The sequence below is a fragment of the Caballeronia catudaia genome (assembly GCF_001544755.2).
In the GTDB taxonomy this organism is placed as follows: Bacteria; Pseudomonadota; Gammaproteobacteria; order Burkholderiales; family Burkholderiaceae; genus Caballeronia; species Caballeronia catudaia.
In genome coordinates, this window is the sequence record NZ_FCOF02000041.1 from 37455 (window position 1) to 60103 (window position 22649).

At 64.2% G+C, this 22649-nt stretch carries 18 protein-coding genes and 1 pseudogene; 6 read left to right on the forward strand and 13 right to left on the reverse strand.

Going from position 1 to position 22649, the window contains the following annotated elements; genetic code table 11:
- Window positions 1-25 precede the first annotated feature (25 nt).
- From AWB75_RS29115 to AWB75_RS29135, 5 genes are all read right to left on the reverse strand, one after another.
- Entirely contained in the window at window positions 26-412 is a 387-nt protein-coding gene (locus AWB75_RS29115; RefSeq protein WP_235012287.1) for a Fis family transcriptional regulator, read from the reverse strand.
- Between the two features lie 102 nt (window positions 413-514).
- Window positions 515-766 (reverse strand): hypothetical protein, encoded by a 252-nt coding sequence (locus tag AWB75_RS29120; RefSeq protein ID WP_061127484.1) that lies wholly within the window; start codon window positions 764-766, stop codon window positions 515-517.
- Between the two features lie 165 nt (window positions 767-931).
- The gene (locus AWB75_RS29125) at window positions 932-1603 is read right to left on the reverse strand and encodes a response regulator (protein ID WP_061127485.1); all 672 of its coding nucleotides are present in this window, start codon (window positions 1601-1603) and stop codon (window positions 932-934) included.
- Entirely contained in the window at window positions 1578-3098 is a 1521-nt protein-coding gene (locus tag AWB75_RS29130) for a sensor histidine kinase (protein WP_087086971.1), read from the reverse strand. Before AWB75_RS29130 ends, AWB75_RS29125 begins: the two co-directional genes overlap by 26 nt.
- 185 nt (window positions 3099-3283) lie before the next feature.
- Entirely contained in the window at window positions 3284-4210 is a 927-nt protein-coding gene (locus AWB75_RS29135) for a LysR substrate-binding domain-containing protein (RefSeq protein WP_061127486.1), read from the reverse strand.
- Between the two features lie 128 nt (window positions 4211-4338).
- Here AWB75_RS29135 and AWB75_RS29140 point away from each other — a divergent pair, with 128 nt between their 5' ends.
- Complete coding sequence (locus AWB75_RS29140) at window positions 4339-5493, forward strand: methionine aminotransferase (RefSeq protein ID WP_061127487.1); 1155 nt, start codon at window positions 4339-4341, stop codon at window positions 5491-5493.
- Between the two features lie 23 nt (window positions 5494-5516).
- Entirely contained in the window at window positions 5517-6299 is a 783-nt protein-coding gene (locus AWB75_RS29145; protein ID WP_061127501.1) for an ABC transporter substrate-binding protein, read from the forward strand.
- Between the two features lie 48 nt (window positions 6300-6347).
- On the opposite strand, the gene AWB75_RS29150 is transcribed toward AWB75_RS29145, so the two are convergent.
- Entirely contained in the window at window positions 6348-6701 is a 354-nt protein-coding gene (locus tag AWB75_RS29150) for a type II toxin-antitoxin system PemK/MazF family toxin (RefSeq protein ID WP_061127488.1), read from the reverse strand.
- Window positions 6702-6837: 136 nt separating this feature from the next.
- Between AWB75_RS29150 and AWB75_RS29155 the strand changes: the two genes are divergently transcribed.
- Window positions 6838-8409, forward strand: coding sequence for a DHA2 family efflux MFS transporter permease subunit (locus AWB75_RS29155; protein WP_061127489.1), 1572 nt, complete (start codon window positions 6838-6840; stop codon window positions 8407-8409).
- A gap of 30 nt (window positions 8410-8439) precedes the next feature.
- On the opposite strand, the gene AWB75_RS29160 is transcribed toward AWB75_RS29155, so the two are convergent.
- The 3 genes from AWB75_RS29160 to AWB75_RS29170 form a co-directional block, all read right to left on the reverse strand.
- Entirely contained in the window at window positions 8440-8877 is a 438-nt protein-coding gene (locus AWB75_RS29160; RefSeq protein ID WP_061127502.1) for a DUF29 domain-containing protein, read from the reverse strand.
- 92 nt (window positions 8878-8969) lie between these two features.
- On the reverse strand, window positions 8970-12713 hold the full coding sequence (locus tag AWB75_RS29165) for a DUF748 domain-containing protein (protein ID WP_061127490.1): 3744 nt from the start codon (window positions 12711-12713) through the stop codon (window positions 8970-8972).
- Window positions 12714-12884: 171 nt separating this feature from the next.
- Complete coding sequence (locus tag AWB75_RS29170) at window positions 12885-14351, reverse strand: DUF1254 domain-containing protein (protein WP_061127491.1); 1467 nt, start codon at window positions 14349-14351, stop codon at window positions 12885-12887.
- 321 nt (window positions 14352-14672) lie between these two features.
- Between AWB75_RS29170 and AWB75_RS29175 the strand changes: the two genes are divergently transcribed.
- Window positions 14673-15323 carry an FMN-binding negative transcriptional regulator gene (locus AWB75_RS29175; RefSeq protein ID WP_061127492.1) on the forward strand — a complete coding sequence of 217 codons (651 nt, stop codon included), beginning with the start codon at window positions 14673-14675 and terminating at the stop codon, window positions 15321-15323.
- Window positions 15324-15455: 132 nt separating this feature from the next.
- Window positions 15456-17699 carry a heavy metal translocating P-type ATPase gene (locus tag AWB75_RS29180; protein ID WP_087086973.1) on the forward strand — a complete coding sequence of 748 codons (2244 nt, stop codon included), beginning with the start codon at window positions 15456-15458 and terminating at the stop codon, window positions 17697-17699.
- Here AWB75_RS29180 and AWB75_RS29185 read toward each other — a convergent pair.
- From AWB75_RS29185 to AWB75_RS29200, 4 genes are all read right to left on the reverse strand, one after another.
- Window positions 17642-18121 carry a thioesterase family protein gene (locus tag AWB75_RS29185; protein WP_061127493.1) on the reverse strand — a complete coding sequence of 160 codons (480 nt, stop codon included), beginning with the start codon at window positions 18119-18121 and terminating at the stop codon, window positions 17642-17644. The genes AWB75_RS29180 and AWB75_RS29185 overlap by 58 nt on opposite strands.
- Window positions 18122-18124: 3 nt before the next feature.
- Window positions 18125-19072, reverse strand: a complete 948-nt coding sequence (locus AWB75_RS29190) for an L-carnitine dehydrogenase (protein ID WP_061127494.1) — start codon at window positions 19070-19072, stop codon at window positions 18125-18127.
- A 20-nt stretch (window positions 19073-19092) separates the two neighbouring features.
- On the reverse strand, window positions 19093-20022 hold the full coding sequence (locus AWB75_RS29195; protein WP_061127495.1) for a BKACE family enzyme: 930 nt from the start codon (window positions 20020-20022) through the stop codon (window positions 19093-19095).
- A 711-nt stretch (window positions 20023-20733) separates the two neighbouring features.
- A complete protein-coding gene (locus tag AWB75_RS29200) occupies window positions 20734-21696 on the reverse strand; it encodes a choline ABC transporter substrate-binding protein (protein WP_087086975.1) in 963 nt (320 codons plus the stop codon).
- Window positions 21697-22266: 570 nt separating this feature from the next.
- Here AWB75_RS29200 and AWB75_RS29205 point away from each other — a divergent pair.
- Window positions 22267-22649, forward strand: a pseudogene (locus AWB75_RS29205) (acetoacetate--CoA ligase); the annotation flags it as partial.

Below are 22649 nucleotides of genomic sequence, written 5' to 3' on the forward strand. Positions count from 1 at the left end.
GCGGCGGCGCGCCTTCTCCCCCGGCTCAGGCTGCCTTCGAATCCGGCGCCTGCGTGGTCGCCGCTATGAATCGCTCGAGGCGCTCATTACATGCAATGATGTCGGCGAGACGCACCTCGCGCAATTGCCGGTCGTGCTCGTTGACGATGGCCATCAGCCCCGGCAACCTTGCCTCTGAGAGCCGCCACTCGCCCGTCTGCGCGCCGGCATCCAGCATCGCCAGCATGCCTTCCTCGGCCTCGCGGATGATATCCGGGTCGAGCAATCCATGCCCCACTTCCGACAGCAGCCGCGTGAGCAGAACGGCATGCGCGATGCACTGCGCCTCAGTCCGGCTCGCGCCGCCTTGGCGCATGACTTCGAGCGCAAGACGGCATTGCAGGATGACCGTATCGGCATCGTGCCGGGGCATGGGCAACCAGTAGGCTCGCGCAGTGCGCGGCCGGCTGCTCTTCGCGGATTTTCTGCTTCTGGAATGTGGCATTTTGGGGAACGAGACCGACGTTTCGCGGATTCAGGTGAGCACGACGAGCGCGAGCGTGGACGTCAACGCGAGCCACGCATTCAGATAGATGAACCAGGATGATCTGAGAAACCGGAATAGCGATGGCGGCGGCATGAACTCGCCCTTCTCGTCGAACCTCCACAAATCAATGTACATGGTGACCGTGCTGCACACCATCGCGACCGTGGCGCCGCCCAGTATGATCAGTAGTACAAACGTAAACCATTCCTCCGGATAGATTGCCGTGTAATCAGGGTACATCGCCCGCCTCCGCCGAATCGATTGTCGCGTTGACTATTCTTTTCTCGATGTCTTCGCCGACATGCGATCCAGACGAAGGTCATGGACCGATGCTATCCGAGCCAACCCTTCATCGCGCTATCACGAACGTATCGGATACCCAAGTGTTTGTACCGATATATCGATTCAATCCGCTCGCGTGCGCAACACGTAGCCGAGGCCGCGCAACGTCATGATCTGCGCGCTCGACGATGACAGGTGCTTGCGCAAGCGGTGAATGTAGATGTCGATGGCGTCGTCGCTCGGCGCGTCGTCGAGGCTTGAGATGCTGTCCACGAGCATGGCCTTCGACACCGTCTTGCCCTGTCGCAACATGAGCGCTTCCAGAATCGCGTGCTCGCGTCGCCGCAGCGAAAGAATCTCGTCGTGCAGACAGAATTCGCGTGTGTCGAACCGGTAGTAAAGATCGCCGCACGTCAGCTCGCTATCGTGCTGCCCCGTCTGACGCCGCACGAGCGCCTTGATGCGCGCCACCAGTTCGCGCACGTCGACGGGCTTGACCACGTAGTCGTCGGCTCCCGCGTTGAAACAATCCACCTTGTCATCGACGGAACCGTGCGCGGTCAGCATCAGCACCGGCATGTTCTTGCCGCGACGCCGCAGCCGCGCAAGCAGGTCCTTGCCGCTCATCGACGGCAGCCGTATATCGAGCAGCACGACGTCGTAGCCCGGTTGCTGGAGCATCGCCTCGGCCCGTTCCGCGTCGGGAACGTAGTCGATCACGAAGCCTTCGGCCTTCAGGAGTCTCACGAGCCACTCGGAGAGTTCGGCGTTATCGTCGACCAGCAGCAGCTTCATCGCCGGCTCCCTGACTGCGCGCCGCAGGCAATATCACCGTGGCGGTCAGACCGCGGCCATCGGCGCCCGGAGCGAGCGCCACGTCGCCGCCGTGCCGGCGCGCGATTTCCCTCGCGATCGGCAAGCCGAGGCCGGTGCCATCCGTCGATGTGGAACCGCGCACGAAGCGCTCGAAAGCGCGCTCGCGGATGTCGTCTGGAAGTCCCGGTCCGTTGTCCATCACCTGCGACTCGATCCGGTCTGCTTCGCGTTTCGCGACTACGGTCACCCGGCCTCCTGTCTGCGTGTAGCGAATGGCGTTGTCGATGAGATTGGTCACGAGCGCCATCAGCAGCTCCGGGTTGCCCTTCACGCACAGGTCTTCGCCGATTTCCGCGCCGAGATCGATGTTGCGCCGCTGCGCCGCCGCGAGCATCTCTTCGAGCGCCGACGCCAGCACTGCGCCGAAGTCCGTTTCGATGAGCGCAGGTTGAGGCGTCGACTCCGCCTGCGCCATCATCAGCAACTGATTGGTCATGTCCTTCAACTTTTGCGTGCTGCGGCAGGCTCCGAAGAGCGCATCGGCCCGGGCGGCGGCGTTTTCATCGAGGCGGCGCGCATACTGGAGCTGCGCGTCGAGCAGCGCGAGCGGCGTGCGCAGCTGATGCGCGGCGTCCGCAACGAACTGCCGCTGCGCCTCGCTGTGAAGCTTCAGTTGCGCGATACATTGATTGATCGCATCGACGATCGGCTGCAGCTCGCGCGGCAGGCCTTGCGCGCACATCGGTTCGAGCTGCAGCGGCTCACGCCCGGCGACCTCGTCCTTCAGCTTCATCAGCGGGTCGAGCTCGAATTTCAGTCCCAAGGGAACCAGCACGGCGACCAGCAACAGCATGAGCGATCCGACGACCAGTTGCGGACGCCACAGCTCGTCGAGCATCGCGCAGCGCGACCCCTCGGTCTTGGCGACGATCACCGTTACCGGCACGACCTTGCCCGCGTCGTACAGCTCGCGCCGATACGCAACCGCCCGCACGGGCATGCCGGCGAGTCTTACGTGATAAAAGACGGGCCCGACGGCCCGGGTGTCCGGCGCAGCCAGATCGGGCCGGCCGCCGAGCAGTTGCCCCGACCCCGTTTCGAGCTTGTAGAAAACCTGATCGCGATAGGGCGATTCGAAAAGCTCGAACGCGGCGGGCGGAATGTCGGCGACGGGCCCGCCATCGTTCCAATGGACGTCCTCCGCGATGATCCGCGCGGAGGCCAGCAACATTCTGTCCTGCAAACGATCCGCGGTGCGGCGAGCATTGTCGTAGCCGGTGATCGCCGCCATCGAAACGAACAACGCGAGCGGCACGAGCAGCCACAGCAGCAGCCGCGCGCGCAGGCCAGGCTGGACGCCGGCATCGCGCGTTCGCGCCGATGTGATCGGGCGGCGGCTGCGCGCCCCGTGCGGGAGAGCATGGCCCGAAACGTCGAGGCGATCGTAAGGTGTCTTTAATTTTAGTCCGGGCATATTGCGCACGTGACGGAAGAATCCGAGTCGCGCCCGGAGATTTCCGTCGGTTGATCGAGCTGCGCGATGCAGCTTTATATTGCGCGGATTTTATGTGATTAAATCCTTCGCGCCGCTTTCGCGCATTCCCTTAGGCATGGGGGAATACCATGAGCGCAGTCAGCAATGCGCGCGGTTTGCACCGATCAGTGCTCCCGGCCGCTCGTCTGCGAACCGGGTGTTTCGCGCGTCGTCCTGGCCTCGCCATCGAGCCATTGCGCGAACTGCTGCAACGCCTGCGACGGCGCCGGCCGCTCCGGATAAACGAGGTAGTACGCGGCGCCGCTCGCGACGCGCAACGGGAACGGCGCAATCACGCGCCTCGCCCGCAGGTCTTCCTCGATCAGCGAGACATCGCCGATCGTCACGCCGAGACCCTGCATCGCCGAAGAAATGGCCAGATCGAGTGTGTCGAAATGTTGCGCTTTCGTCGACGGCAGGCCCGCGTAGCCGTACGCGCCGAGCCACAGGAGCCAGTCGCGGCGATCGCGCGTGGGATGCAGCAGGGTTTTGCCCGCGAGATCGTCGGGGGTCGGCGCGACGCTTTTTCGCGGCTTCCACAATTCCGGTGCACAGACCGGGGTCAGCACTTCGTCGAAGAGATGATGCACGGTCAGGCCCTTCAGCGACGGCGCATCGCCGAAGACGATGGCCGCATCGAACTGCTCCGCGCCGAAATCGACGCCGTGCGACACCGATGCGGTCACTTCAACAACCAGGTCCGGACGCTCGTTCTGCAGCCGGATGACGCGCGGGAGCACCCAGCGCATCGCGCAGGTCGGGCACTTCACGCGCAAGATGCCGGATTGCGCGCCGCCTTTCGCGAGCGCATCGCCGATCTGTGCGAACGCCTGCTGCAACGGCGCGACGAGCAGGGCGCCGTGGTGCGTGAGCGCGAGCCCGCGCGCCTGCCGCGTGAAGAGCGCGTAGCCGAGATGCGCCTCCAGCCCCGCGATCTGGCGGCTGACCGCGCCCTGCGTCACGTTCAGGGTGTCGGCGGCGCGCGTGAAATTGAGTTTCTGCGCGACGACCAGGAACGTTCTCAGGACATCGAGGGAAGGCAGCGGTTTCATCGGGTTTTTGACATATAGCCATGATCTGAAAGCATGGCTAGTATGACAAAGTTTCGATTGTCCGCGCTTTATGGCTGCGGTTGAATCGTCGGCAATATCGTCGAACCGCAATTCCGGAGACACCTGCCGTGCACAGCGCCTGTATTCCCGAGTCGAAGCTGCCGAACGTCGGCACGACCATTTTCACCGTCATCGGCCAGTTGGCCGAGGAGCATCACGCGCTCAATCTGTCGCAGGGCGCGCCGAATTTCGCGTGCGACCCGAAGCTCGTCGAAGGCGTCGAGCGAGCCATGCGGGCAGGACATAACCAGTACTCGCCGATGTCGGGCGTGCTCGCGCTGCGCGAGGCGATCGCGGTGAAGACGCAAAAGCTGTACGGCGCGACCTACGACCCGGGCACGGAAGTCACGGTGGTCGCGAGCGCGAGCGAAGGCCTGTACGCGACGATCAGCGCACTCGTGCATCCCGGCGACGAGGTGATCTACTTCGAGCCGTCGTTCGACAGCTACGCGCCCATCGTGCAACTGCAAGGCGCAAAGCCTGTCGCGATCAAGCTGTCGCCGGAGGATTTCCGCATCGACTGGGACGAAGTGGCGGCCGCGATCACGCCGAAGACGCGCATGATCCTCGTCAACACGCCTCACAATCCGACCGGCAGCGCGTTCACGTCCGCCGACATCGAGCGCCTTACGGCGCTCACGCGCGGCACGAAGATCATCGTGCTGTCCGATGAGGTCTACGAGCACGTCGTGTTCGACGGCGCGCTGCATCACGGCATGGCGCGCTATCCGGAGCTGGCGGAGCGCAGCGTGATCGTGTCGTCGTTCGGCAAGTCGTATCACGTGACGGGCTGGCGCGTCGGCTACTGTCTCGCACCCGCGGCGCTGACCGCGGAGATCCGCAAGGTTCACCAGTTCATGACCTTTTCCGCCGACACGCCGATGCAGATGGCGTTCGCCGAAGCGCTCGCGGACGCATCGAGCTATCTGAATCTCGGCCCGTTCTATCAGCACAAGCGCGATCTGCTCGCCGAGTCGCTGAAGGGCTCGCGCTTCGAACTGTTGCCGAGCGCGGGCAGCTTCTTCATGCTTGCGCGTTACGACGCGATTTCGGACGAAAGCGACAGCGACTTCGTGCTGCGCCTGATCCGCGAGGCGCGCGTCGCGACGATTCCACTGTCGGCGTTCTATACCGACGGCACCGACAGCCGCCTGATCCGTCTTTCCTTCGCAAAGGACGACGACACGCTCATCGAAGGCGCGCGCCGCCTTTGCTCGATCTGACGATTTTTTTGGAGACCAACACGATGAAACTGAATCACATCGCCGGCGCATTGTTTGTCGCATGCAGCTTCGCAAGCGGCGCCGCGCTCGCCGCCGACACCTTGCGCTTCGGGCTGGAGGCGCAATATCCGCCGTTCGAATCGAAATCGTCGACGGGCGAACTGCAAGGACTCGATATCGATGTCGGCAATGCGGTGTGCGTCGCCGCGAAGATGCAGTGCAAATGGGTCGAAACCTCGTTCGACGGCCTGATCCCCGCGCTGCAGGGCCGCAAGTTCGACGCGATCAATTCCGCCATGAACGCGACCGAGCAGCGCCGCCAGGCGATCGACTTCACGACGGTCGTGTATCGCGTGCCGACGCAGCTGATCGCGAAGAAAGGCAGCGGTCTGGAGCCGACGTCGGCGTCGCTCAAGGGCAAGACCGTGGGCGTGCTGCAAGGCTCGATTCAGGAGACGTTCGCCAAGGCGCATTGGGAAAACGACGGCGTGAAGGTCGTGCCGTATCAGGACCAGAATCAGGTGTATGCGGATCTCAAGTCCGGCCGTCTCGACGGGACGCTGGTGCTCGCGCCCGCAGGACAGAGCGGTTTCCTGTCGAAGCCGGATGGCGAAGGATTTGCGTTCGTCGGCGCGCCGGTGCGGGACGACAAGATTCTCGGCAGCGGCATCGCCTACGGCGTGCGCAAGGGCGACGATGCGCTCAAGGCGAAGCTCAACGCGGCGATCGAGAAGGTCAAGGCGGACGGCACCATCGACAAGTACGCGAAGAAGTATCTGGGGAATATCGATATTTCCTCGAAGTAATCGGGCGGGCGCGCGGCGGCGATGTTGCCGCGCGCCGCTCGTCACGATTCACAATTGCAGGAAGGCGCGGATCGCGTACTTCGCGGCGTCGAGTTCGTCTTCCGTGACCGTCTCGCCACGGAACGCGAGTTCCCGGTGAACATGGCTCCACGTACGAATCTGATCGATCAGGGCGACACCGGGACGCTCCAGACTGCTGATCGGCACTTCCGTTTCCCATCCCCGAATCGTCGACGTGACCGGCAGGCCGGTGAAGCGGCCGGTGATCTCGTTCATCACGACATCGGAGATGACCAGCACCGCGCGATATCCGTCCCGTTCGTTGCCCTTCGACGGGCCGACGTGCAACCGCACGACATCGCCCGCATCGGGAATTTTGTGTGTGTCAACGCGTCGATACATTTTTTGGAGCGCCGTGCAGGCATCCCTCTGTCGTTCGGCTAAGCATGTTTCTTTAAGCACTGGCACACTGGCGGCTTGATCTGATTCGGCCGCGCCTCGCACATGGCAATGCAGCGGCTTCACGCCCGGAATCCGCATGAGCACGCCGCCGACGCCGAACCCCGCCGCCGCACCGCCACCGCCGCTCGAAGGCGGCAAGCTCGTCCTCGCCACCTTCGCGGTGGCGCTCGCGACGTTCATGAACGTGCTCGATTCGTCGATCGCCAATGTCGCGATTCCGACGATTTCCGGCAATCTCGGCGTGTCCGTCAACGAAGGAACATGGGTCATCACCGTGTTCGCCGCGTCGAACGCCGTCTCGATTCCGCTCACCGGCTGGCTCACGCAGCGGCTCGGTCAGGTGCGTCTTTTCGTCGGCGCGATTCTGATGTTCGTGCTGTCGTCGTGGCTGTGCGGGCTCGCGCCCAGTCTGCCGGTGCTGCTGTTGGCGCGCGTGCTGCAGGGCGCCGTGGCCGGGCCGCTGATTCCGCTGTCGCAGGCCATCCTGCTCGGCTCGTATCCGAAAGAGAAGTCGTCGATGGCGCTTTCCCTCTGGGCGATGACCGCGACCGTCGGCCCGATCGCCGGTCCCGCGCTCGGCGGCTGGATCACCGACAGCTATTCGTGGTCGTGGATCTTCTACATCAACATTCCGGTGGGCATTTTCGCGGCGGGCGTGACGTGGCTCATCTACCGCGAGCGCGAGTCGCCGGCGCGCAAGGCGCCGATCGACGTGATCGGGCTGGCGCTGCTTATTACATGGGTCGCGTCGCTGCAGATCATGCTCGACAAGGGACGCGATCTCGACTGGTTTTCGTCGCCGCTGATCGTGGCGCTGGCGATCGTCGCGGCGATCGCGTTCGCCTTCTTCGTCGTGTGGGAGCTGACGGACCCGAATCCCGTCGTCGATTTGCGGCTTTTCACCGGACGCAATTTCTTCGGCGGGACGGTGGCGATTTCCGTCGCGTACGGCGTGTTCTTCGGCAATCTCGTGCTGCTGCCGCAATGGATGCAGCAGTATCTGAACTACCGTTCCATCGATGCCGGACTCGTCACCGCGCCGCTCGGCATCTTCGCCGTCGTGCTCGCGCCGGTGATGGGCAAGGTCTTGCCGCGCAGCGACGCGCGCATCATCGCGACGGCGGCGTTCATCGGTTTCGCGTTCGTCTTCTGGCTACGCTCGAAGTACGTGATCGAGATCGACACCTGGCATCTCGTCTTGCCGACGCTGCTGCAAGGCATCCCGATGGCGATGTTCTTCGTGCCGCTCACGGCGATCGTGCTGTCGGGCCTGCCGCCATCGAAGATTCCGGCGGCGGCGGGCTTATCGAACTTCGCGCGGGTGTTTTGCGGCGCGGTGGGAACATCGCTCGCGGGCAATGCGTGGGATAACCGCATCGCGCTGCATCACGAGCGGCTGACCGAGCAGGCGAACGTCTACAACCCCGCGTTTCTGCAATCGCTCGGGCTGTCGCGATCGACGCTCGATGTGAGCGAGGCGCAGGCGCGCGGCATGTTCAATTTCACGGTGAACTCGCAAGCCGCGATGATGGGTCTCAACGATATTTTTCTGATCTCGGCGGTGATCTTCATTCTGATCATTCCGCTGATCTGGATCACGAAGGTGGCGAAGGGAGGCGGTGGCGGGGCGGCTTCCGGGGCGCATTGAGGTTGGCGAGCCCACTGGCTCGCACGCCGGCTAGTCCGGGAAGAACGACTCTGACAGCGCGTCAGTCATCGACCAGGGACAGTTTTCCGGCAGCATGGCCATGCCAATTTTCATTTCCTTGGCCGCCTGCTGCCGCGCGTCGCCCCACATGTCGCTGATCCAGTCCTCATCGTGAAGCATCGGCTTCAGACTCGGTGTTTTCCTCAAGCGACGCCCGATTGCCGCGCGCTGGACTCGAATCGTGGTTTGCCAACTCGTGCCTCGCCGCTCCGGCTGCCATTGCCACTTCAGCAGATGCGCGAGCAACACCGCCATCCTGTTCGCAAATTCCCTTTGTTCGCTCTTGCCCACGTCCTCGATTTCCTCTGCGATATGCTCGATATCGATGGACGCAAGCTTCCCTGCACGCAGCAGCGCGGCCTGTTCCCTGGCCCACGCCACTACGTCCTTCTCATAAGGTGTTCCCATCGGCTGATTCCCGTCTTCCTTCGAACTGTCGGTATCGCCGATACTAGTCTTTGCTTTCTCGTTCATTCAGTCGTCCAAACGGCCAGCGCCGCTCACTTCAACCCAAGCTCTACGCGCGAACCCGCGCCCTTGTCCTTGATATCGTCCGCGCTCAGCTTCGGCGCCACGACGAAAATGCGCGTGTTGTCGATTTTCCCGTCGAAATATTCCTGTACCGCCTGCGCGCGGCGCTGCGCCAGATCGCGCAGCGAGCCTTCGTCCACCGGCGCGTTTTTCGTCAGCGCCGCCTTCATGTCGTCGTCAGGCAAGGACTTCGTCATGCCGATGAGATTCGTCGGCTTCTTGAAATCCGCCGACTTGTACACCTTCGCCAGGTATTTGTCGTAGTCGGCGCCCGATACCTTGATCGCGTTCCAGTCAACATTCTCGCCGCTGCTCGACATGTCGCGCACCTTCGCCCGCTTCACCTGGCTGTCGACCCACGCGGCGCGCAATGCGGGCTCGTCGGTCTTCGGGTCGACGCGGCCTGTCACGTCCACGCGCACCGATGGCTTGTCGACCAATGCCTTCGCGATCGTATCGAGCTTCTTCTGCGCGGCATCGTTGAGGCTGGCCGAGCCCGCATCGAATTCGACGTAGTTCAGATCCTCGCCGCCCCCGCCGAACGCATGCGCGAGCAGCGTGAATGGCGCGGTCACCGCCTTCTGCACGAGATTCAGAATAGCCTGCCACACGAGGCCGCCGATCGAGAACTCCGGATTGTCGAGCGAGCCGGTAATCGGAATGTTCACATCGATTTCGCCGCGCGAGTTCTTCAGCAGCGACACCGCGAGCCGCACCGGCAGCTTCGTCGCCGTCGGATTGTCGATGTGATCGCCGAACGTCAGTTGATCGATGAACAAATGGTTGTTCGCCGTGAGCTTGTTGTCGGCGAGCATGTAATGCAGATCGACGTTGAGCTTGCCCTTCGTGATCGGATAGCCCGCGTACTTCGACGAATACGGCGTGAGGTTCGTCAGCTCGACGCCGTGCGCGCTCGCCGTGAGATCGAGCGCGGGCTTGTCGATCAGCGGATTGACCTGCCCCTTGATCGACACGGGCCCGTTCGCCGCCAGTTTCGCCGATACATCGACGGGCGCGGGGGTCGTCGAATGCGTGCCGAACGCGCCGATCGTGCCGTTGATCGCGACGAGATTCGCCGTGTAGTTCGGCTTGATGAAGTTGTCCGTGTACGTGACGCGGCCGTCTTGCAGCACGAGCTGGCCGAAGCGCATGTTGAGCGGCGGCCCGGCCGTCGCGGCTGTATTCACCGGCACGGTCGCGGGTGCGCTCGTGGGTGTGCTCGCTACTGCGGGCGCGGACGCGCCCTCGTCTTTGCCAGCGTCGCGCGTCACGGAGCGCGGCCCGCCCTCGCCCGCCACGACGCTCTTCAGGTTCAGCTTGCCTTGCGCATCGAGCAGCACGCGGCCGTAGAACTTCGCGAAGATCACGCGCGCCGCGTCGATATCGGTGCCGCGCTCGCCGTAGTTCACCTTCACGTTGGTCAATCCGAGCAGCTTCCAGCCGGCGAAACGGTCGGACGTCGCCTTGTCGAGCGTGCGCACGTCAGATAGCGACACATCGCCCTTGTACGACGCCGCGAGCGTCTTGCCGCTGCCCGACATCGCGACGTCGCCGTTCGCGTTCAGATATCCGCTCGTCACTTCGATATTCAGCTTGTCGCCGAAATACGGCTCGAACGCGGACGCATCGACCTGATCGCCCTTCACGTGCAGAGCGAGCTTGAGCGGCGTGACCGTGACATTGCCGCCGATCGCGAGCGCGCCCTTGCCGTTCAGCGTGAGCTTGCCGTCGACGGCGAGCGGCTTCGTGAGGTCGTCGCTGAACTGCTTCACGTTCACCGCGAGCGGCGCGATGCGCAGCTTGACGGGGCGCGCCGTGGTTTCGTCGGTGATATTGGCCGATGCGCCGTCCAGCGAAATCTGCCCGATCTGATACCGCCACGCCGGCCCCGCTTGCTGCGCTTTCTGGATCTTGCGCGTCGCGGTCTGCTCGGGCGCGGCCTCGTGCGGCCCCGCGAGCGCGGCGAGGTCGATGCTCCCGTCCTTGCGGCGCGTCGCATCGAGCGCGAGGCCGTTCAGTTGCACGCTGTCGAGCGATGCCTGGCGCGCGGATACATCGACCTTGCCGATCTTCGCCACCGCCGACTGAAGCTTGATCGGCGCGCCGCCGCCCGCATTCGGCACGAGCGTGAGCGCGTCGAGCTTCACGTCGCCCGAACCGACCTGCACGCCGCCATCGGCTTTGCTCCAGTCCACGGACACCGGCAGATTCGCGCCGAGCGTGCCGCTCGCGACGCGCGCGGCCATCAGGTTCGCGAGATACGGCTGCAACGGCGGCAGCACGAAGCCATTCAGCGCGAGCTTCGCGTCAGCCGTTTTCCCGGCGAGCGCGACGTTGCCGGACGCGTCGAGCGTGCCGCCGTGATCGAACGCGGTCTTGAGCGTGTATTTCGCCGGTGACTTCGAGAGCGTGGAAAAGCCGTCGAGCGTCACGGCGAGCCCGGTCAGCGCGCCCTGCACGCGCGCCTTGAGCAACTGATCGTCGAGCACGATCTTGCCGTCGCTGATTGCGAGATGGCGGATCGCGAGGTCGAGCGGCGGCGCTTCTTTCTGTGCTTCCTTCTGTGCTTCCTTTGCTTCCTTTTGCGCTTGCTTCTGCGTCTGCTCGGCGGTTTGCTTCGGCTCGGGTCCGGCGAGCTTTTGCACATTCAGCACGCCGGCCGAATCGCGCACGAGCCGCACATCCGGATTGGCGAGCGTGACCTCGTCGAGGTGATAGATATCGCGCAACGGCTCCGCATTCGCGATCTTCACATGCAGCGCGCGCGCGGCGACGAGCGGCGCGTCCGATTTGTCGGTGACGGCGAGATCGGCGAGATCGGCAGTGCCTTCGATGCGGATCGTCGGCGTATCGCCGGAAATGGCGAAGCTGATGTTGAGATCGGTCGAGAGCTTGCCGCTCTTCACCGCGACCGGCACCGAGGCCGGCGCATAAGACGCGATCCGTGGCACGTCGAGCCCGTCGAGCGACAGCGCGACCTCCGATTCGCGCGACTGCGCGAACGGCTTGGTGCGGCCCTTCACGACGAGCGGCGAACCGTCGATGCGCGCCTGCAACAGCGGCGTCACGAAAATATTGGTGGCGGACGGCAGCGTTGCGATGAACGGAATGCCGAGCGCGAAGCGGTCGATCACGTGCTTGGCCTTCAGAAGCCTGTCATCGAACGTGATCTGGCCGTTTTCGACGCGGATGTTCGACACCGAGAAACGCGCGGGCTTCTCCGATGGCGTCGGCGACGGCTTCGCGAACTTCGCGATGAGATCGGAGAAATTGAAATGCTCGCCATCGAAGCGCACGACATTGATGCGCGGCGAATCGATTTTCAGCTCGTTGACGACCGGCGCGAGCCTGAAGACGGACGCCCACGACGTGCGCACGACGAGCCGCGATACATCGACGAAATCGGCCGAGCCGCCCGGCGCCTTCGCGAGATTCGCGGGCGATTCGCCGATATGCACGCCATCGGCTTCGAAATCGAGCGTATAGGGATTGAGCGAGATGCGCCGGATCGTGACGGGCCGGTCCAGTTGCTTCGCGAGCTGCTGCTCGGCGATATGCCGGATGACCGGCGGCGCGATGAAGAATCCGAGCGCGCCGATAACCAATATTGCAATCAGCAAGCCGATGAAGATGCGCCGCGTGCGACGCGCGTGAACGACGCCGCGCAGCGTCTGACCGGCGGAAACAAGTGAAGACCTGGTGATGCTTGACATTCGATGCGCGGCGACGAGCCGCCCGTATGAGCGCCGCCCGAGCTTCGCCGTCCCGGGAAAAGATGAAGCTCGAGTATACGACGGCGCGGCCCGCAAACGTTGGCCAAAGCGCGCCAGAAAGACATAAAGGCCGCGAAAAATTCGCGGCCTTTATGTTCATCAACGGCTCGATCACTTGCGTTCGACGGGCGGCGGCGCCCACGAACCGTCGCTCGCCTGCGGCTTGGGCGCATAAAGACGCATCGCGATCTGGAATTCGCCTGCGGGCGCGGGCAGCCAGTTCGCATCGCGCGCGCGTCCCGGCGATTTCGCCGACACGATCACGTCGATGGAGCCATCGCGATTCTTTCTGAAGCGATCGCGATCGGAGACCGACAGGCGCGGCAGCTTCGCCGCGTCCGTGAGCGCGCCGTCCTTCGTGTAGGCGGTGATCGTCCAGAAGCCGCGCACCGGCGGCAAACGGTCCGGCGCGAAGTGCAGCGTGTACTGGTTCGCGCCGTTGAGCGCGTGGCCTTCGTCGTCCACGCGCGTGACGGGCTTCACCTCGCCTTCCTTCGTGCCCGTCGCGACCTGCCGGCGGGCAAGATACGCGCGCAGCGTGTAGTCCGTGCCGTAGATGCCGACGCCATCGCCGAACCAGGTCCAGCCGTTCTTCGTGACCGCATTCGGCGGCACCGTCGCGAGCCGCTCGCGGGCATCGGCGAGGCCGGAATCGAGCAGCGGCGCGTCGGACTTCCTGAACTGCACCGGCTCGCCCGGCTTCACGCCGAGCTCGGCGAGCTGGCTCATCGCGTGGGCGTCATCGGCGGCGGCGGGATTGTCGTCGAGCGAACGGGCAAGGCGCGCGAAGAACGCGTTCGCATCGAGCGCCTCGGCCTGCGCGCCCGGCGTGGCCGCCGCCAGCGCGGAGGACAGCGGCGGCACCGCGGGCTGCTTCGCGCCGCTCGCGGGCCACGCGCCCGCGACGGCCGGCGTCGGGTCGGACACGGAGCCTTTCGCGGGCGTGAGCGTGTCGATGCGCATCGCTGCCTGCAGCTTGCTCGCCTCGCGCACGTCGCGCGGGCCGTTCACGCGCACGCGCACCGAAAGCCATACGTAGCGCGTGCGCGTCTCCACGCGCGTTGCGTTCGCGGGCAGCGTGCCGGTCCAGCCTGCGGGCACGAACGCGATCAGTTGCATCTTCGGATACGGCGTCGTGTCGGCGCTGGAATAAAGCGCGTTGGTCCAGGCATCGAAGGCGCGGGCGTCGAGATAGCGGCCGCGAGGCGCGGCGGGCAGCGAGACGATGACGGGATCGGCGGAGACATCGAGCCAGGCGGTGGAATCGAGCGTGTCGACGCTCGGCGAGCCGGCCGCGCCCGCCGGCGGCAGCGCGCTCGCATGACGGAACGCATTGAGCGGCGCCTGGCCGGGCTGCCCGGCGCCGCCGCTCGCCCGCTCTCGCGCGATGTCGGTGGCGACGAGCGGAAAGCCGAACGTATAGGCATCGGCGACCTGATTCTTCACCCAGCCGGCGGTGGTCGGTTTCAGCTCGGGCGCTTTGGTCGCACAGCCGGAAAGGATCGCGATTCCGGCGAGGCTCACGCTCATCCAGATGGCGGCGTCGAGCGGAAACGTCCAGCGTCGGTTGTTCTTCATTCGAATGGAAATCCGGTTCTTCTTTCGATTTGAGTTCGCGCGCTATTCGGCTCGCGATCGATCGGGGACACGCTCGCATACGCGATGATCGCCGCTTCCAGGCCCCGCGCGGCGCACCACGAGCACGATCTCGAAACTCGGGTTTTAACTTATCCGCTGTCTATAGGCAAGATAAAGGACAGGGGAAGCGGATAAAACAGCGAAAGCGTTTCGAAGCATGCACCAAACGCCCGTCGAAAGCACGCGTGACGCGCCACCCGCGCTTCTCGCGTACCATCATCGTTCAATTGTCATTCCCCACTCTTCCCGCCGAGTCTGCCGATGTATTTGCCCGCCCATTTCGAAGAAAGCCGCGCGGAAGTTCTTCACGCGCTGATCGCCGCGTATCCGTTCGGCGCGCTCGTCACGCACGGTCCCGACGGACTCGACGCAAACCATGTGCCCTTCGAGCTCGATGCCGCCACGGGCGCGCACGGCACGCTGCGGGCGCACGTCGCGCGGGCGAATCCGGTGTGGCGCGGAGTCGGACAAGGCGACGACGTGCTCGTGATCTTCCAGGGCGAGCACGGCTACATCTCGCCGAACTTCTATCCGGGCAAGCAGGAGACGCATCGCCAGGTGCCGACCTGGAACTACCTCGTCGTGCATGCGCACGGCCGCATCACCATTCGCGACGACGAAGCCTACGTGCGCGGCGTCGTCGCCAGGCTCACGCGCAAAATGGAGGCGGGCGAGGCCGCGCCGTGGAAGATGGGCGACGCCCCGCGCGATTACATCGATCAGATGTTGACGGCGATCGTCGGTATCGAAATCGAAGTGACGCGGCTCGTCGGCAAGGCGAAGCTGTCGCAGAACAAGGAAGACGCCGATCGCGTGGGCGCCGTGAAAGGCCTGCGCGCGCGCGGCGGCGACGCGGCCAACGCCCTCGCCGACGCCATGGCCGGCTCGATGAACGGCGTGGCGCGCGACTGAGTTTTTAATCGCACGACGCGATTCGTGCCGCCCTTGACCTTCCAATCATTGGAAGGTCGATACTGGTCTCGTTAGGGATTCGCGCGCTTTGACTTTCACTTCGCGCGGTCCCGGCCAGACCGGAGTTTCATCATGTCCACCGCAACATCGTCTGAAAACCCCCGAACCGCGGAGCTCGCTGTCAGCGGCATGACGTGCGCGTCGTGCGTCGCGCGCGTCGAGAAAGTGCTCAAACGCGTGCCGGGCGTCGAGAGCGTCGCGGTCAATCTCGCGACCGAGAAGGCGACGGTGCACGCGAGCGCCGCCGTCACCGACGATCAGCTCGTCGCCGCCATCGCGAAAGCCGGCTACGAAGCCGCGCCGATCGTGCCGGAAGCGCCGCCTGTTGCCGCACCGCAGGCGTTCGACCGCGAATTGGCGGCCGTTCTCGCTTCTGCCGTGCTGACCCTGCCGCTGCTCGCGCCGATGCTCGGCCTGACGCTGAATCCGTGGCTTCAGCTCGCGCTCGCGAGCGTCGTGCAATTCGGCTTCGGCGCGCGCTTTTATCTCGGCGGCTGGCGCGCGGTGCGTGCGTTCGCGGGCAACATGGATCTGCTCGTCGCGCTGGGCACGTCGGCGGCGTGGGGCTTGTCCGTCTGGCAGATGGCCGCGCACGGCGGCATGACGGAGCATCTGTTCTTCGAGGCGTCGGCGGTCGTCATCACGCTCGTGCGCTTCGGCAAATGGCTGGAAGCGCGCGCGAAACGGCAGACCACGGACGCGATCCGCGCGCTCAACGCGCTGCGCCCGGACAAGGCGCGGGTGCGCGATCCGCAGAATCCCGCGCGCGAACGCGATGTGGCGCTCGCCGACGTGCGGATCGGCGATATCGCCATCGTGCGGCCGGGCGAGCGCGTGCCGGTCGACGGCATCGTGCGCGAGGGCCGCACGCATATCGACGAATCGCTGATCACGGGCGAAAGCTTGGCCGTAGCGAAGGAGCCGGGCGCGCGCACGACCGGTGGCTCGATCAACGGCGAAGGTGTGATCGCGATCGAAACCACGGCGATCGGCGCGGAAACGACGCTCGCGCGCATCATCCGGCTGGTCGAATCGGCGCAGGCTGAGAAGGCGCCGATCCAGCGGCTCGTCGATCGCGTGTCGGCGGTCTTCGTGCCGGCCATTCTGGCGATCGCGCTCGTCACACTCGGCGGCTGGCTGCTGCATGGCGCGGATGCCGAAACCGCGCTGCTGAACGCGGTCGCGGTGCTCGTGATCGCGTGCCCGTGCGCGCTCGGGCTGGCCACGCCGACCGCGATCATGGCGGGCACGGGCGTCGCGGCGCGCCAGGGCATTCTGATCAAGGACGCGCAGGCGCTGGAGCAGGCGCACGCCATCAAAATCGTCGCGTTCGATAAAACCGGCACGCTGACCGTGGGGAAACCGGGCCTCGTCGCGTTCGATGCCGCGCCGGGTCAGGATCGCGATGCGGCGCTCGCGCTCGCCGCCGCCGTGCAGCGCATGAGCGAGCATCCGTTGGCGAAGGCCGTCGTCGCGGCGGCTGACGGCGTCGCGCGTTTCGATGCGAGCGCGGCGCGCGCGGTCGCGGGGCGTGGCGTCGAGGCGAATGTCGGCGAAAAGCGCATCGCGATCGGCAGCGCGCGCTGGCTCGCGGAACTGAAGCTCGACGTGCCGCCGACGCTCGCCGCACGCGCGCGCGAACTGGAAGCGCAGGGCAACACGATTTCCTGGCTGATCGAACGCGACGATCACGACGCCGCCGTGCTCGCGCTCTTCGCATTCGGCGATACCGTCAAGCCCACCGCGCGCGCCGCCATCGAACGGCTCGCGGACATGGGCGTGCAAAGCGCGCTCGTCACCGGCGACAACGAGGGCAGCGCGCGGGCCGTCGCGCGCGCGCTGGGCATTCCGTCGGAACAGGTGTTCGCGCAGACCTTGCCCGACGACAAGGCGCGCGTCGTCGCCAGCCTGAAAAGCCGAGGCATCGTCGCGATGGCCGGCGACGGCATCAACGACGCCCCCGCGCTCGCCGCCGCCGATATCGGCATCGCGATGGCAAGCGGCACGGACGTCGCGATCGAAGCGGCCGGCGTCACGCTGATGCGCGGCGACCCGGCGCTCGTCGCGGACGCGATCGACATTTCACGGCGCACGTACCGCAAGATTCAGCAGAACCTGTTCTGGGCGTTCGTCTACAACCTGATCGGCATTCCGCTCGCGGCGTTCGGGCTGCTCGATCCGATGTTCGCGGGCGCGGCGATGGCGTTTTCGAGCGTGAGCGTCGTGACCAACGCGCTGCTGTTGCGGGCGTGGCGCGCTCAGGCGGGCGCGGCGGAAGACGCGCGCGCCGGCAAGCCGATCACGCGGCCTGCGTAACGCGCGTCCTTCGCGGCGACGGACGGCTCGGCGGCGATGCGCGCGGCGATGTCTTCATCGAACGATGCGGACTTCGGCGCGCCGCTCGAATCGATGTGCATCATCATCTGCTCGCACGCCGAAACCGGCTCGTGCGCGTCGCCCTCGAACATTTCCAGGTAGAGATGGACGCGCTTTTTGTCATGCGCGATCACGCTCGTCTCGACGCGCACCGCCGCGCCTTCCTTGATCTCGCGCAGATAGCTGATGTGCGCTTCGAGCGTGTAGAGCGTGCGTTGCCGCGCGCTTCGGCCAGCCTCGTCGAGACCGATGCGGTCCATGAACGCATCGGTCGTGAGGCTGTAGATCAGCATGTAGAACGCGTCGCGCAGATGGCCGTTGTAGTCGACCCATTCGGGTTTGACCGTGTCGCGATAGATCATTTTTTAATCCTCGATGCCGTGCCGCGCCTTCGCCTGCGCGATCGCTTCGATCACGCTCGCGATGCAGTCGTCGCGATAACGCTCCAGCGCCTTGATGCTGCGCCCGTTCGTCTGCCGCGACGTGCCGTCCACTACGCGGTCGATCAGCCCGTCGGTCAGCTTTGGCGCGACGAGCTTCGTCCACGGCAATTCGAGCGCGGGGCCGAATTGCTGCATGAAGTGTCGCATGCCCGCCTCGCCGCCCGCCAGCGTGTACGTGAGGAAGCTGCCCATGAACGACCAGCGGATGCCTGCGCCGTAGCGGATCGCGTCGTCGATTTCGCCGGTCGTCGCGACCCCGTCGTTCACGAGATGCAGCGCCTCGCGCCACAGCGCTTCGAGCAGCCGGTCCGCGACGAAGCCCGGCACTTCCTTCCTGACGCGCAACGGCCGCATGCCGATGGACGCATAGAAGCCGATGGCGGCATCGATCGCTTCGCCGGAAGTCTGCTCACCGCCGAGCACTTCGACGAGCGGCAGCAGATACACCGGATTGAACGGATGGCCGACGACGCAGCGTTGAGGATTCACGGCGCGCGCGTAGAAATCGCTCGGCAGGAGACCCGATGTCGACGATGCGATGATCGCATCCGGTTTTGCCGCGCGGCTCACGCGCTCGTGCAGCGCGAGCTTCAGTTCCTCGCGTTCGGGCGCGCTTTCCTGGATGAAATCCGCATCGGCGACGCATGCTTCGACGCTCGCGACGACGCGCAATCTGTCCTGCGATGCGCCCTTCGCCAGCCCGACGCGTTCGAGCGCGGGCCACGCATTCGCGACGTTCGCGCGCAGTTGCGCCTCGGCGCCGGGCGCGGGGTCCCACGCGGTGACGTCGAGACCTGCTCCGAGCGCGCGCGCTACCCAGCCGCTGCCGATCACACCCGCGCCGAGCGCGGCGAATTGCTTGACTTGCATGTTGGCGATGTCCTTTGAGTTCAGGCGAGTTGTTCGAGCTTGCGTTTTTCGAGCGGACGTTCGCCGCGCGGCGGCAGGCCGAGCTTTCTGCGTCCTTCGGCGGGCGTGAGCACGCGTGCCCCCAGGCGTTCGATGATTTCCACGGCGCGCTGCACGAGCGAGCCGTTGGTCGCGTGCACACCGCGATCGAGCCACAGGTTGTCTTCCAGGCCGACGCGCACGTGGCCGCCGAGCAGCATGGCTTGCGCGACCATCGGCATTTGCATGCGGCCGATGCCGAAGCCGGCCCAGTGCGCGCCCGGCGGCAGGTTGTCGACCATGGCTTTCATCGTGCCGGTGTCGGGCGGCGCGCCCCACGGAATGCCCATGCAGAGCTGGAAGAGCGGCGGGTTATCGAGCAGGCCTTCTTTCAGCAGTTGGTTGGCGAACCACAGATGGCCGGTGTCGAAGATTTCCAGTTCCGGCTTCACGCCGAGTTCCTGGATGCGTTTGGCGCCGGCTCTCAGCTGGGCCGGGGTCGAGACGTAGATGGTGTCGCCATCGCCGAAGTTGAGCGTGCCGCAATCGAGCGTGCAGATTTCGGGCAGCAACTCTTCGACGTGGGCAAGGCGCGTCAGGCCGCCGACGAGGTCGGTGCCTTTGCCGAAGCGCATCGGGTCTTCGCCCGGGCCGATTTCCAGGTCGCCGCCCATGCCTGCGGTGAGATTGATGATGACGTCGGTGTTCGATGACCGGATGCGGTCGACCACTTCCCGGTATAGCGCGGGGTCGCGGCTGCCTCTGCCCGTCTTTGGATCGCGAACGTGGCAGTGCGCGACGGTTGCGCCCGCGCGGGCCGCTTCTATCGCTGCTTCTGCTATCTGCTTTGGTGTCACCGGGACTGCGGGATGCCTTGCCGTGGTGTCGCCGGCGCCGGTGACGGCGCATGTCAAGATCACTTCGTAGTTCATGATTTCTTGCTTCCTTTTACTGTTAGGGTTCCTTCTTTTTTTTGAAATCCTGAATTCGTGTCGGTCTATTGGCGTTGCCCCTCCCCGGGGCGGGGGTAACTTTCTTTGCTGCTGCAAAGAAAGTCACCAAAGAAAGCAGCTTTCCCCAGCCTAAGCACTTCATGCCGGCCGCGGCACAGAACTATCTTCGTGGTCCGGCAGTAGCGAGTGCCCCCACAAAACTCACCGGGCTTGGATCGCGCACGGTCTGACTCGTCGCACCACATAACTTGCTGGTTCAGCATCTAATAGCTCCAGCCCGCTTCGCGGCCGACGGGTTAAGCGGGTATGCGTGCACTTCTTTACTAACGTCTCTATCTCACAGCAGGTTTCCCTTGCAGACCCAACGGCAGCGCGTAGCGCTGTGCCGGAACTCTTTCGTGCTGAACCAGCTCGCTTAACGTTATCGGGCGGCGGACCGTGCGCGGTCCACGCCCGATTGGACCTACGAGAACACTCGCTACTCTGGGGGCCATTCAGCCAATCGCCTGTGCCGCGGCCGGCATGAAGCACTTTGGATGGGGAGAGTTGCTTTCTTTGCCTACTTTCTTTGCGTCGACCAGAGTTGGCGCTTTAGCATTTACTCTGGTCCCGAGCAAAGAAAGTAGGTGCCGCCCCGCACAGGGGCAACGCTAATAAACCAACGCGAAAACGGGATCCGGCGAAGAAAAATCAGAGCCCGAGATACTGCCTCACCGCCGGCAGGCCGTCCCTCCCATCCACAGTCTTGACCCCGGCAAGCCAGGCATCCAACACCTGCGGGTTCTGCTTCAGATAAGCCTTGGCCGCTTCCTGGGGCCGCTCCTTATTCATGACAGGTTGCATCAACCGATTCTCGAGATCGGTCGTAAACCGAAGGTTAGAAACAAACTTCCCCGCATTCGGACAGCGCGTCAGAAAATCCGTATTCGTCAACGTATAAACCCGCGCCTCGCCATAGTTCGGCCCAAACACCTCATCACCGCCGGCAAGGTAATTGATCTTCATCTGAATGTTCATCGGATGCGGCTCCCAGCCCAAAAACACCACAGGCTTCTTCTCACGCACCGCGCGCCCGACCGTCACCAGCATCCCCGCCTCGCTCGATTCAACGAGCTTGAATCCACCAAGCCCGAACTGATTCGTGTCAATCATCTTCTGGATCTTCGCATTCGCACTGCTGCCAGGCTCGATGCCGTAAATCGTGCCGCCCAGCTCATCGCGATGTTTCGCAATGTCCGCAAACGTCTTGATGCCCGCGTCATAGGCATAACTCGGCACGGCAAGCGTCGCCTTCGCGCCGGAAAGATTCGGCGGTTCCAGTTTCTGAATGCTCTTCTGTTCGAGGAACGGCTCGACCGCCTTCTGCTGCACCGGCCACCAATAACCGAGCGATATATCGATCTGCTTGCTCTTCAAGCCCGCCAGCGATATAGGCACCGACGCCACCGTCGTCCGCGGCGCATAACCCAGCCCCTCGAAAACGACCGACGCAAGCGCCGTCGTCGTTGTGATATCGGTCCAGCCGATATCGACGAAGCGCACCGTGCGGCAGCTCGCGTCCTCCGCGCCCTGCGCATGCGCGGTCTGCGTGGCGGCAAGCGCGGCTGCGCAGGCGCCGGCAACAAGCAGGTTCGAAATAAGGCGATGTCTCATGGCGTGGCTTCCGTTGAATGTTGAATCGATGCGCCGGTTCGATTGCTGGCGTGATGAGAAAGTACCGCCGCATAAAAGCGTCCGAACGTCCGCTTGCGACCGCGACTTGACTGCCTGCGACCTGCCCTTCCTCTCGCGTTAAGTTTGCGCATCACCTTTCACAAACATTTCGTGCGCACTTTCGATAGTGTTAATGCCGAATTGAAATCATCGGCCCGGGAAGCGGGGTATTTCTTGCCGCTTTGCGCAATCCAGATCATATTTAGCCGCATTTGCGCAAGACCGACTTTTGCCGAAACGCTGCGGACTTTGTGGTAGTCCGCACGTTACGAGCGTTTCTCTCCGGTTAATCTGATCGAAAGGGATACGCTCGTCTCCGGCACCGGCGCGCGCACAGGAAACAGCAAGATTTCCTGCAGTCGTCGTCGCACAGGCTGCCATTTAAAAACACCGCAAATACAAAGGGTTATCCGAGACATGGACCGTCAGGACGCCATCCGTGAACGCTCGCGCTTTTATAAACGCGAAGCGCTCTTTCAGCCTTCCGCCGAACAAGTCTCGACCTCGCGCATGACCGTCTTCACCCAGGCGTTCGAAAAAGCGAGCGGCGAGCGTTTCATCAATTATTCACAATTGCACGCTTTTTCGGCGCGTGAATACCGGCAATTCTGGAAATGTTTTCTCGGATCGCTTTCCGATCTCGAATGGTCGGGTTCCAGTGAGCCTGTCTGCATTGGCGACCAATGCGAAACAGCGCGGTTTTTCCCCAACGTCGAATTGAATTACGCCGAAAATCTGCTCGGCAAACGCATTGCCCCCGATGACGCCCCCGCGCTCACTTCGTGCTACGCGGACGGCCGCCGCATCGCTTATACACGCGGCGAGCTGCGCGAGCGCGTCGTGCGCCTCGCGCAAACACTCTCCGAACTCGGGTTGAAGTCCGGCGACCGCGT